Genomic DNA, 11642 nt, shown 5'->3' on the forward strand with positions numbered 1-11642 from the left:
CCGCGCCGGAGCCGTCCGCGCAGCCATCGGCTCGACGCTCTTACGTTCGCCCGGCAATATCAAGCCGGTGCAATAGTCACGCAGCGGCCTCATCCGCACTGCCTGACCGATCACACTTCCAAGCCCAGCTACATAGGCCGCAAACCGTGCCCCGCTGCTTTCACCCTGATTGAGATCCATCTGGCCCTCCGCATGCCAAATATTGAATCTCCTCAAATATTTGATTCTCCGCCCACCGCGGCCGAATGACTCAGTAAGATTAGCCGAAGGCGTAATCCACCAACGTCTGCTTCGGCGGATGGAGGCGTTGGACATAACGCGCTCCCTGCAACGAACCTGAATGTGCGATTCAGCGGCAGTTCATGTAGCCGCCGCGACACTTCCTCTGCATCACTTGATCGATGGACCAGAGGACGTGTCATGGAGCGCCGGAACTTTTTGAAACTTGCGTTTGGTGTCGCGGCGGGAGCTGCCGCATTCGCTGCCGCTGCGCAGGCCGCGCCGCTGGCGCCACAGCCGCTCGGCAATGTCGCTATGCCGCAAGGCAATCCGGACGCACATCCCGCCGTCACCAGCAGCGAGGAGGCGGCGCAGCTCAAGCCCGAGCAGGTGCGGTGGCATGGCCACGGCCATTGGCACCACCGCCACTGGGGCTGGCATCACCGTCATTGGGGCTGGCGCCACCGTCACTGGGGCTGGCGCCGCCGCTGGCATCGCCGCCACTGGCGTCACTGGTAACGGCGCGCCTGGACTGAAAAAGGGGATCGCGGTTGCGATCCCCGTTTTGGCTGGCGTCAGGTCTCTCAAACGAAAATGGCCGCGCTGGCTTTCGCCGCGCGGCCATTTCGCAAGGGTAAACGATTAGAACGGACGGCAGCGGCCGGCGTACCAGCGGAAGCCGTAGGGGCACACGCGCGGACGCACGACAACAACCGGCGGAGCGACAACGACCGGGGCGGGGGCCACGACGACCGCGCGGCCCATCGGACGGCAGCCACCGTAGGGGCCACGGTACCAACCGGGGCCGCAGCCACCGGCGGCGCTGGCCGCCTCGCTGAAACCAACGACCGCGCTGGCGAGCATCACGGCGGCGAACAGATATTTCATTTGGTCTTCCTTCTCGTCCTTGGGGGCAAGTTCTTGGGGGCAAGTTCTTGGGGTGGGCTTTAGGGGACTTGGCGCCTGCGGCGCAAGAATGAATCAAAAGATACGATTCGACATGTTAATTTTTGCGACATGTCGGCACGGCGCGATCCAAATCTGCCAATCATGACCTGAATGCGGCATGAATATTTTCTGCGTGCAGCTTCAGGCGACACGGATGGCGCTAGCGGCCGAGAAAGCCCAGCAGCAGCTCCTTGTATCTGTCCGGCGCCTCCAGGAAGACGAGGTGACCGGTGTCCGGAACGACTTCAGCCCGCGCATTCGGCATCTTCGCCGCGAACGCTTTTGCGAGCTCGGCGTTCTGCCCCATCATGGGCCGCAGCGCCTCCGGCGCATTGGGCCGGCCCGGCGCGTTGTGGTCATCGGCGCCCATGATGAACAGCGTCGGCTCGGTGATGAGCGCAATCTCATGCGCGACCGGCTCGCGATAGATCATCTGGCCGGATGAGACGAAAGCGCGCAGCCAGCGCGGATAATCGGGGCTGCCCTTGATGTTGAAGCGGGCGTCGATGAACGGTGTGATCGCCTCAGGCGGCAGCTTGATCGCGTAATTGGTCTGGAGCTGCTTGCGATAGCTGTCGGCGGTGAGCTTGTTCTCGGTCTCGATGATCTTCTCGGTCGGCGTCGGCGGCACGTACAGGCGGTAGTCTTCCAGCCCGATCGGCGCGGTCAGCACGAGATGGGCGACCCGATCAGGATAGGCACGCGCGATGCGCACGCCCAGCATGCCGCCGAGCGAATGCGCGACGATATCTGCCTTGTCGATCTTGAGATGATCGAGCAGCGCGATGGTGTTGCGCGCCAGCGTGTCGAAATGCAATTCGCCAGTCGGCTTCGACGATTTGCCGAAGCCAATCTGGTCCGGCACCACGACGCGATAGCCGGCGTCGTTGAGCATCTTGATGACAGGCGCCCAGTAGCTCGACGGAAAGTTACGCCCGTGCAGCAGCACCACGGTGCGGCCGTTCGGCTGCGCCGGCGCGACGTCCATATAGGCCATGCTGAGCTGCTCGCCGTCGTTGACGACCGGCAACAGCTCCACGGGATAGGGATAGGCAAAGCCTTCGAGCGCGATGCCGTAGGGCTCGCGTTGCGGCGTGTCGGCGGCGCGGGCGGTGGTGAACGGGGCAGCGAGGAGAGCGGCGGCGACGGCGGCCGGGAGGATGCGGTTCATGGGGGTCTCTAACGGTCACGGGACGACCGTTCGCATAAGCGCGTGGATGGCCGGGTCAAGCCCGGCCGCGACGAGCATAGAAATTCACACGCGATTGTGTGCCGTCAGGCATCTCGCGTGATCAGTCCTTGCCATTCCCGAACAGCGCCGCAAACTGCTTCTCGCCGGTGCGGGTGAAATTCACCACGCGGCTGCCGGGGGTGGCGTCGCGCGCGGCCCATTTCAACTCGGCAAAGCGCTGCATCATCGCGGCGCCGAGCGTGCCGGCGAGGTGGTGGCGCCGCTCGCTCCAGTCGAGGCAGGCCTTGCACACCGGGCGGCGCGGATGGCTGAGCATGTCAGGCGAGATCTGCAGATGCCTGGCGAGGAAGCGCTCGCCTTCCGCAGTCAGCTCGATCTCCTGCTTCTTCTGCCTGACCAGGTTTCGTGCGCGCAAGGAATCGAGCATCTGCACGCCGAGATCGCCGGCGAGGTGGTCGTAGCAGATCCGTGCGCGCCGCAGCGCCGGATCCTTCGGCCCGGTGCGCACGCGCATGTGGCCGGTGCGCGCGGCAAGGCCGGCGAGGCCTTCGAGCACGCCGGCGACGTCGTCGTCGGTGAGGCGATAGTAGCGATGGCGGCCCTGCTTCTCCGGCTCGACCAGCCCGCCGGCCTCGAGCTTGGCGAGATGCGAGCTCGCGGTTTGCGGCGTGATGCCGGCCTCCTGCGCGAGCTCGCTTGCCGTGAGCGCACGGCCGTTCATCAGCGCCGTGAGCATGTTGGCGCGGGCGGGGTCGCCGACCAGCGAAGCGACCATGGCGATGTCGGGTCCTGATTTCATGCTTCGATGATAACCGAAGCATTGTGGTCGGGCAAGCGCGTAGCGTGTTGCTGCAAACACGTCATTGCGAGCGAAGCGAAGCAATCCAGATGCTTCAGCGGCGACGGTGTCGCTCGCGCTTCTCGCAATGGAAAATCAGGGAGCCTCTCATGCCCGTCACCGTCTTCATCCGCTACCAGCTCGACCCCTTCAAGCGCGCGCAGTTCGAGGAGTATTCGAAGCGCTGGCTCACCATCATTCCGAAATGCGGTGGCGATCTCATCGGTTATTTCATGCCGCATGAAGGCACCAACAACATCGCGTTCGCGCTGATCACGTTCGAGAGTCTCGCCGCCTATGAGGCCTATCGTGCGCGGCTGCGGCAGGATGCCGAAGGGATGGCGACCTTCCATTTCGCCGAGGACAACAAATTCATCCTCGCCGAAGAGCGCACCTTCCTGCGCAAGGTGGTAGTGTAGGCCATCAACGATTGAGGAGACGCCTATGATCGCCGTGATCTTCGAGGTCTGGCCCAAGCCGGAACATCGCCAGGACTATTTCGACCTCGCGGCCGATCTGAAGCCGATCCTGCAAACCATCGACGGTTTCATCTCGGTCGAGCGGTTCGAAAGCCTGACCGAGAAGGGCAAGGTCCTGTCGCTGTCATTCTGGCGGGATGAGGCGGCCGTCGCAGCCTGGCGCAACACGATGGAGCACCGCCGTACGCAGGCCAAGGGCAGGGCGCAGATTTTTGCCGATTATCATCTGCGCATCGCGAGCGTTATCCGCGACTACGGCATGAACGATCGCGAGCAGGCGCCGAAGGACAGCCGCGCGGTGCACGACGCGCTCTAGCGAGTTCGGGTGCGCTCTGGCGCTGCCCTAAACGCGTGCCTATCTCTGCGCGGCCAACAAGGGAGAGAAACATGCATGTGACAACTGCTGACAAGCGCGCGACGTTCAGGAAGATGCACGAGAGCGGATGCTTCATCCTGCCCAATCCGGTCGATGTCGGCAGCGCCAAGGCGTTGCAGCATCTCGGCTTCAAGGCGATCGCGTCATCGAGCGCCGGTTTCGCCTGGACCATCGGCAAGGCCGACAACCGCGTCACCGTCGAGGATGTCTGTCAGCATCTGGCAGCACTCAGCTCTTCCGTCGACATCCCCGTGAATGCGGATTTCGAGGGCGGCTTCGCGGTCGAGCCGGACAAGGTTGCCGAAAATGTCGAGCGCGGCGTGCGCACCGGCGTTGCCGGGCTCTCGATCGAGGATTCCACCGGCGACAAGGACAAGCCGATCTACGAGCGCGCGCTCGCGGTCGAGCGCATCGAGGCCTCGCGCAAGGCGATCGGCGACAGCGGTACGCTGTTGGTCGGCCGCTGCGAGGCATTCCTCTGGGGCGTCGCCGACCTCAAGCTCGTCATCGACCGGCTCACCGCTTATGCGGACGCCGGCGCCGACTGCCTTTACGCGCCGGGCCTGAAGACGCGCGAGGACATCGCCGCGGTGGTGAAGGCGGTGCATCCAAAGCCGTTCAACCTGCTGATCGGCGGCTCCGGGCTGTCGTTGAAGGAAGCCGAAGATCTCGGCGTACGCCGGATCAGCGTCGGCGGCTCGCTTGCGCGGGCCGCCTGGGGCGGCTTCATGCGCGCGGCGAAGGAGATGGCGGAGAAGGGGACATTCGGCGAGCTTGCCAGCGGGTATCCCGGCGGCGAGCTCAACAAGATGTTCAGCTGAACGAAAAGCGGCGGGACTCATCGTCCCGCCGCTGTCGCGTCCGCTCGGTGTCATGCTCCGCGAAGGCGGGGCATCCAGTACGCCGAGGGCTATCGATAAGTCACTGCCGTCTCGGAGTACTGGATCGCCCGGTCAAGCCGGGCGATGACACTCGTGGCTTTACTTCGCGCCGTCAGACGGCGTCTGCGTATCCGGCGCCGGCTTTGCCGCAGGCGTATCCGCCGGAGCGGCCGGTTTGCTCGGCGCAGCGCCCGTGGTCACGCCGGGCGCGGCGTTGTTGCGCGGGGTCACGTCACGCATGCCGGGAGGTGCGGCCGGGTTGGCAGGTTGCGTCTGCTGCGCGGTCTGGCTAGCAGGCGTATTGCTCGCCTGGTTGCCCGTACCGGTGTTGTTCAAGCCATAGAATACGGCACCCAGCACCAGGGCGACAGCCACCGCGAACAGCGCGATCCTCCCGCTGGAGGCGGGGCCTTCGCCCAGTTCGGGATCGGCCTGAAGGTCGGAATCCCGACGCGCCGCGCGAAGGTACTCATCGTCGGCGAGGTTCGGGCGGTACGGATCGTTGGGAAAACGGTCGTCAGCCATCGATTGGGTCTCCTCGTTGATTGCGCCCTGACAACCCGTGGATGCGAGATTCTGTTCCGCCTACGTTATGCTTTCGTCGGATGTTGCCCTCACGCCAGGAATCGGGAACCTGTTCATTTGGGAACCTCGCGATGGTTCCACCGAGGAAAGAGGGAACGCGGCGATGTGGAGTCTTCCGCCGAGCGATAGCGTGCTGCATTTTCTCTCCCTGGTCGCGGTGGCCGCGCAGGGCATGACCGCCGCGCTCGCTGCCGGCCGACGCAGCATGGATTGGCTCGGGGTCTGCTTCCTCGGCTGTATCACTGCGCTCGGTGGCGGCACGCTGCGCGATCTGTTCCTCGGGCACTATCCACTGGCCTGGGTGCAAAACCCGATCTATCTCGCGCTCGCAGGCGGCGCCGCCTTCCTTACCATCCTGTTCGCCCGCCTCGTGCACCGGCTGAAGCTCGCCTTCATCGTGCTCGATGCCATCGGCCTTGTCGTTTTCACCATGACAGGCTGCGACATTGCCTGGCAGATGGATGCCACGTTGCCGATCGTCATCGTCTCCGGAATGGTGACGGGCTGCGCCGGCGGCGTGTTGCGCGACGTGCTCTGTAACGACGTGCCGCTGCTGTTCCGCTCGGAGCTCTATGCCACGGTCTCGGTGGTGACCGGCCTGTTCTATGCCACGGCGTTCGGGTTGAACATCAACGCCGAACTCTGGACCGTCCTGACCTTCGTCCTCGGCATCAGCCTGCGCCTGCTCGCGGTGCGCTACAAATGGGAGATGCCGAAATTCGTGTTCACGGGAGATGAGGAAAAGTAGCCCTCAGCTACGGCTCCTGTCCGCGCGCCTTCGCCACCTGCGCCGGCGTCACCAGCGGACCGGCGTTGCCCCAGGAGTTGCGGATGTAGTTCGTCACTGCCGCGATCTCGTCGTCGGACAATTGCTTGGCATAGGGCGGCATCTCGCCGGTGTTCGGCGCCCGCGGCGTCGTCACGGTATGGGCGCCGTCGAGGATGATGCGCAAGGTCGAGGACGGGTTGATCGATTGCAGCAGCGCGTTCGCCGGCAATGGCGGATAGATGCGCGGCGCGCCGGAGCCGTCGGCTTCATGGCAGGCGACGCAGAATTTTGCGTAGATCGCCTGGCCCGCTTTCATCTCGGCCTCATCGGGCGGTGTCACGATGGTCTCGCGACGCGCCGGCGGCAGGCTCTTCAGGTACTCCGCTATCGCGCGCACATCGGCATCGCTCATTTTCGAGGTCGAATTGACGATCACCTCGGCCATCGGACCGTCGGCATGGCTCTTGGCGTTGCGGCCGCTCTGCAGATATTCGGTGATGTCGTCCGCGCTCCACGATTGCAATCCTGTGCGCGCGGCGCCATCGAGGCGCGGCGCGTACCAGCCGCCGAGCTCGCTGCCGGACAGCGCCTGCGCGGTTTTGTCGGCGCCGAAATAGTTCTTCGGTGTGTGGCAGGCGCCGCAATGGCCGAGCCCGGTGACGAGATAGCCGCCCCTATTCCACGCCGCGCTCTTGCTCTGGTCCGGCTCGAACAGGCCGGGCGTGAAGAACAGAAAATTCCAGGCCCGCATCAGGCCGCGATGACCGAACGGCCAGCGCAGCTCCGGCGGCTTGTTGCGGCTGACGACCGGCGCGAGCGTGCCGAGATAGGCGCGGATCGCGAGCGTATCGTCCTTGGTCATGTGAGTGAAGTAGGGGTAGGGGAAGGCCGGGTAGTAAAGCGAGCCGTCCGGCGCGGTGCCAGTACGCACGGCACGGGTGAAATCGGCATCTAGCCAGGCGCCGATCCCGGTTTCGCGGTCCGGCGTCAGGTTCGGCGCATAGATCGCGCCGAAGGGCGTGTCGATGCGCTTGCCCCCTGCGAACGGCTTTGCTTGATCGGCGGTGTGGCAGCCCGCACAGTTGCCGGCCTCGACCAGCGACTTGCCATAGGCGATCAGCTCGGGCGACGGCTCGGCGGCGACGGCTGCGCTCGCAACCGCACTGCACAAGAGCCAAACAGCCAGAATCGTCCGCATCGAAAGCCTTCTCCTGCGACCAATCGTCGGTGCCCGGATCATAACGGCGTCACGTCGTTTCGCGACAGCGGGGTATGGTGACACAAAGTGAAAATCGCCAATGCCTTTCCGGCCACGAAATTGCGTTTTTTTCCCGTCGTCGCAGAAGGCCCAGATTTGTGATGCGCCGCGTTAAATATCCGACATAGAGTGGCAGAGGTGGTCGGGGCGCCCTAGCTAAAAACGATGGGTAGGCAACGGCTTAATGAGCAAGACCTGAGCAGGGCGGCAAAGAGGACAACATGGGCATCAACCAGGGTCCGATCAGTCTCGATCAAAAATACACCCAGGACACCGGCCATATTTTCACGACGGGCATCCAGGCGCTGGTGCGCTTGCCCATGGCCCAGATTCGCCGCGACCGCGCCGCGGGGCTGAACACCGCGGGCTTCATCTCTGGCTATCGCGGCTCGCCGCTCGGCGGCTATGACCAGCAGCTCTTCGCGGCGCGCAAGCATCTCGAGCAGTACAACATCAAGTTCCAGCCCGGCGTGAACGAGGACCTGGCGGCGACTGCCGTCTGGGGCTCGCAGCAGCTCAACCTCTCGCCCGGCGCCAAATATGACGGCGTCGTCGGCATCTGGTACGGCAAGGGCCCCGGCGTCGACCGCTGCGGCGACGTCTTCCGCCACGGCAATGCCGCCGGCTCCGCCAAGAACGGCGGCGTGCTGTGTCTGGCCGGTGACGACCACGGCGCAAAATCCTCGACCGTTCCGCATCAGTCCGACCACGCTTTCATCTCGGCGCTGATGCCGTATCTCTATCCCTCGAGCATCCACGAGATGATCGAGATGGGCCTGCTCGGCATCGCGATGTCGCGCTATTCGGGCTGCTGGGTCGGCATGAAGGTGATCACGGAGACGGTGGAGACCACCGCCGAGATCGACCTGACCGACGAGATGAAGCCCTTCATCATCCCCCCTGATTTCGAGCTGCCGCCCGGTGGGCTCAATCTGCGCTGGCCCGACGACCGTTTTGAGCAGGATCGCCGCCTGCAGGACTACAAGGGCTTTGCCGCGATCGCCTTTGCGCGCGCCAACAAGGTCAACCGCGTCACCATGGATAGCCCGAATGCCCGCTTCGGCATCATGGCCTCCGGCAAGAGCTACGAGGACGTCCGCCAGGCGCTGCGCGAGCTCGGCATCACCGAACAGGTGGCCGCCAAGATCGGGCTTCGCCTCTACAAGATCGGCATGCCCTGGCCGCTGGAGCCGGAGGGCGTGCGGCAGTTTGCGGTCGGCCTCGAAGAGATCTTCATCGTCGAGGAACGGCGCGAGATCGTCGAGAACCAGGTCAAGCAGGAGCTGTTCAACTGGCGCGACGACGTCCGCCCGCGCATCGTCGGCAAGATGGACGAGCACGACAAGCGCTTCCTGACCTTTGCCGCCGAGCTCAGCGTCGCCTCGCTCGCGACATCGCTCACCGAGCGTTTGCTTCGACTTAATCTCAACCCCGAGATCGCGGAGATGCTCCGCGCCAAGGCCGACTGGTTCAACGGCCGCCAGGCCACGCAAATGCAGGCCATAGCGCCTGTCTCCCGCACTCCTTACTTCTGCTCCGGCTGCCCCCACAACACATCGACGAAGGTCCCAGAAGGCAGCCGCGCGCTCGCCGGCATCGGCTGCCACTTCATGGCGCTGTGGATGGACCGCTCCACCGAGACCTTTACGCATATGGGCGGCGAGGGCGTGCCGTGGGTCGGCATCGCGCCCTTCACCAACGAGAACCACATTTTTGCGAACCTCGGCGACGGCACTTATTTCCACTCTGGCCTTCTCGCCATCCGCCAGGCGGTGGCGTCCAAGACCAACATCACCTACAAGATCCTCTACAACGACGCGGTCGCCATGACCGGCGGCCAGCGTCATGACGGCGACCTCTCGCCGCAGCAAATCACCTTCCAGCTCCACGCCGAAGGCATCCGCGAGATCTATCTGGTCTCGGAGGCGCCCGACGCCTATCCGGCCGACACCATCGCGCCCGGGGTGAAGCTGTATCATCGCGACGAGCTCGATAACGTCATGAAGATGTGCAGGGAGTACAAGGGCACATCGGCGATCGTGTTCGTGCAAACCTGCGCCGCCGAGAAGCGCCGGCGCCGCAAGCGCGGCCTGCTGGAGGATCCAGCGCGCCGCGTCATGATCAATCCGGCGGTCTGCGAAGGCTGCGGCGACTGCTCGGTGCAGTCGAACTGCATCTCGGTCGAGCCGCTGGAGACCGAGTTCGGCCGCAAGCGCGCCATCAACCAGTCGTCCTGCAACAAGGACTATTCCTGCCTGAAAGGCTTCTGCCCGTCCTTCGTCACCATCGACGGCGGCGCGCCGCGCCATCGTGCGCCGGCGGAGCTTGCTGACATCGGCGCGCTGCCGGAGCCGGCCTCGCGTCCGGCGCTGGACAAGCCCTACAACATCGCGGTCGGCGGCGTCGGCGGCACCGGCGTGCTCACCATCGGGGCGCTGCTCGGCATGGCCGCGCATATCGAAGGCAAGGCCTCGATGATCCTCGACATGTCGGGCCTGGCGCAGAAGGGTGGCGCGGTGCTCAGCCACGTGCGCCTGTCCGATCATCCGGCCGAAGTCACGTGCTCGCGCATCGTCACCGGCACGGCGGACGTCGTGCTTGCCGCCGACGAGGTGGTCGCCGTCGCCAAGGATACGATCTCGCTCTGCGACAGCAGCCGCACCCACGGCATCATCAACAGCCACGTCATTCCGACCGCCGACTTTGTCCTTAACCGCGACTTCAACTTCCAGACCCGCAAGCTGAATGGGTTGCTGGAGACCGCGCTGCACAAGGACTCCGTGTTCTTCGACTTCACCAAGCCAGCCGAGCAGCTGCTCGGCGACAGCATCGCCACCAACATGATGATGATGGGCTATGCCTATCAGAAGGGACTGTTTCCGCTGTCGGCGGAGTCGATCGAGCAGGCGATCGAGGTCAACGGCGTCGCGATCAAGATGAACAAGGAAGCCTTCCGCCTCGGCCGCCTTGCGGTCGCGGATCCCGCGCGCCTCGCCGATATGTTGAAGGGGACGGACGAGGTTGTTGCGCCGAAGACGCTGGACGCGATGACGCTCGACGAGGTCATCGAGCACCGTGCCAAGCATCTCATCGCCTACCAGAACGGCCGCCTGGCAAAACGCTATCGCGGGCTGGTCGACCAGGTCCGCGAGGCCGCGGTCAAGGGCGGCTACAGCGATGCGTTGCCGCGTGCGGTCGCGATCAATTACGCAAAACTGCTCGCCTACAAGGACGAGTACGAGGTCGCGCGCCTCTTCACGGACGGCGCCTTCGCGCAACAGCTCCGCGACCAGTTCGAGGGTGACTACAAGTTCAGCTTCAACCTCGCCCCGCCGATTTTGGCGAGCGGTGTCGATGCGCTCGGCCGCCCGAAGAAGCGCGCCTTCGGGCCGTGGATGCTGAATGTGTTCGGCTTGCTGGCAAAATTCAAATTCCTGCGCGGCACGCCCTTCGACATCTTCGGCCGCAGCGCCGACCGTAAGCTCGAGCGCGACCTGATCGTGGGCTACGAGAAGGACGTCGCCACCGTGCTCGGCCTGCTGTCGCCGCTCACGATCGACACCGCGGTCGAACTCCTGTCGCTGCCCGATCGCATCCGCGGCTACGGCCCAGTGAAGGAGAAGGCCGTCGCGGACGCCAAGGCCCGCTACGCCCAGCTCGCAGCCGATCTGGCGAGCCCGCCGCCAGCGCCAAGGCAGATCGCCGCGGAGTAGAGAAGCTTCGTCTCGAACGTAGTCTTGTAGGGTGGGTTAGCGATAGCGTAACCCACCTCTTCTGCCTCCACCTGGAAACCAAAGAGGTGGGTTACGCCTTCGGCTAATCTTACTGCGTCATGGGCGTCGTCGTCCATTGGATGCTGCGCCGATGCCACAGCATGGACATCGCGGCAAGGTTTTAATGAGCATGCGGATCAATCGGGCGCGCATGGTTGCGATCGAGTTCGGGACGTGGCGTTCAGGCCGCGTGGGCGGAGCCTCTCGGTCGATAATCGTCGGGTAAGCGAGGTACCGGGACTGACGGGGCGGAACGTGGTCCTGAGGGGGGAATCGTCGCCTGCTCGGCGATCAGAAAGCCATAGGCTGCGATGCACAGGGTTG

11 protein-coding genes and 2 pseudogenes are annotated in these 11642 nt (G+C 64.4%); 6 read left to right on the plus strand and 7 right to left on the minus strand.

Features of this window, described 5'->3' with window-relative positions:
• Positions 1-180 (minus strand): annotated as a pseudogene (locus tag YUA_RS0140295) (IS701 family transposase); the annotation flags it as partial.
• A 240-nt stretch (positions 181-420) separates the two neighbouring features.
• Between YUA_RS0140295 and YUA_RS0140300 the strand changes: the two are divergent.
• Complete coding sequence (locus tag YUA_RS0140300; RefSeq protein ID WP_027535704.1) at positions 421-738, plus strand: twin-arginine translocation signal domain-containing protein; 318 nt, start codon at positions 421-423, stop codon at positions 736-738.
• A gap of 123 nt (positions 739-861) precedes the next feature.
• Here YUA_RS0140300 and YUA_RS0140305 read toward each other — a convergent pair whose 3' ends face one another.
• The 3 genes from YUA_RS0140305 to YUA_RS0140315 form a co-directional block, all read right to left on the minus strand.
• Positions 862-1107, minus strand: coding sequence for a GCG_CRPN prefix-to-repeats domain-containing protein (locus tag YUA_RS0140305; protein WP_027535705.1), 246 nt, complete (start codon positions 1105-1107; stop codon positions 862-864).
• 220 nt (positions 1108-1327) lie between these two features.
• Positions 1328-2338 (minus strand): alpha/beta fold hydrolase, encoded by a 1011-nt coding sequence (locus YUA_RS0140310; protein WP_027535706.1) that lies wholly within the window; start codon positions 2336-2338, stop codon positions 1328-1330.
• Positions 2339-2459: 121 nt separating this feature from the next.
• A complete protein-coding gene (locus tag YUA_RS0140315) occupies positions 2460-3158 on the minus strand; it encodes a winged helix-turn-helix domain-containing protein (protein ID WP_027535707.1) in 699 nt (232 codons plus the stop codon).
• A 149-nt stretch (positions 3159-3307) separates the two neighbouring features.
• On the opposite strand from YUA_RS0140315, the gene YUA_RS0140320 reads away from it, so the two are divergent.
• From YUA_RS0140320 to YUA_RS0140330, 3 genes are all read left to right on the plus strand, one after another.
• On the plus strand, positions 3308-3616 hold the full coding sequence (locus tag YUA_RS0140320; RefSeq protein ID WP_027535708.1) for an NIPSNAP family protein: 309 nt from the start codon (positions 3308-3310) through the stop codon (positions 3614-3616).
• Positions 3617-3641: 25 nt separating this feature from the next.
• Positions 3642-3992: an antibiotic biosynthesis monooxygenase gene (locus YUA_RS0140325; protein ID WP_027535709.1), complete on the plus strand. Its 351-nt coding sequence runs from the start codon at positions 3642-3644 to the stop codon at positions 3990-3992.
• A gap of 71 nt (positions 3993-4063) precedes the next feature.
• The gene (locus YUA_RS0140330; RefSeq protein ID WP_027535710.1) at positions 4064-4873 is read left to right on the plus strand and encodes an oxaloacetate decarboxylase; all 810 of its coding nucleotides are present in this window, start codon (positions 4064-4066) and stop codon (positions 4871-4873) included.
• A 159-nt stretch (positions 4874-5032) separates the two neighbouring features.
• Here the strand turns inward: YUA_RS0140330 and YUA_RS0140335 are convergent, their stop codons facing one another.
• The gene (locus YUA_RS0140335) at positions 5033-5458 is read right to left on the minus strand and encodes a hypothetical protein (protein WP_027535711.1); all 426 of its coding nucleotides are present in this window, start codon (positions 5456-5458) and stop codon (positions 5033-5035) included.
• A gap of 163 nt (positions 5459-5621) precedes the next feature.
• Between YUA_RS0140335 and YUA_RS0140340 the strand changes: the two genes are divergently transcribed.
• On the plus strand, positions 5622-6266 hold the full coding sequence (locus YUA_RS0140340; RefSeq protein ID WP_027535712.1) for a trimeric intracellular cation channel family protein: 645 nt from the start codon (positions 5622-5624) through the stop codon (positions 6264-6266).
• 7 nt (positions 6267-6273) lie between these two features.
• Here YUA_RS0140340 and YUA_RS0140345 read toward each other — a convergent pair whose 3' ends face one another.
• Complete coding sequence (locus YUA_RS0140345) at positions 6274-7485, minus strand: cytochrome c (protein WP_027535713.1); 1212 nt, start codon at positions 7483-7485, stop codon at positions 6274-6276.
• Between the two features lie 281 nt (positions 7486-7766).
• On the opposite strand from YUA_RS0140345, the gene YUA_RS0140350 reads away from it, so the two are divergent.
• Positions 7767-11258 carry an indolepyruvate ferredoxin oxidoreductase family protein gene (locus tag YUA_RS0140350; protein WP_027535714.1) on the plus strand — a complete coding sequence of 1164 codons (3492 nt, stop codon included), beginning with the start codon at positions 7767-7769 and terminating at the stop codon, positions 11256-11258.
• Positions 11259-11499: 241 nt separating this feature from the next.
• On the opposite strand, the pseudogene YUA_RS52230 reads toward YUA_RS0140350, so the two are convergent.
• A pseudogene (locus YUA_RS52230) lies at positions 11500-11642 on the minus strand (IS701 family transposase); the annotation flags it as partial.

Origin of the sequence: Bradyrhizobium sp. WSM3983 (assembly GCF_000473045.1) — a bacterium.
In the GTDB taxonomy this organism is placed as follows: Bacteria; Pseudomonadota; Alphaproteobacteria; order Rhizobiales; family Xanthobacteraceae; genus Bradyrhizobium.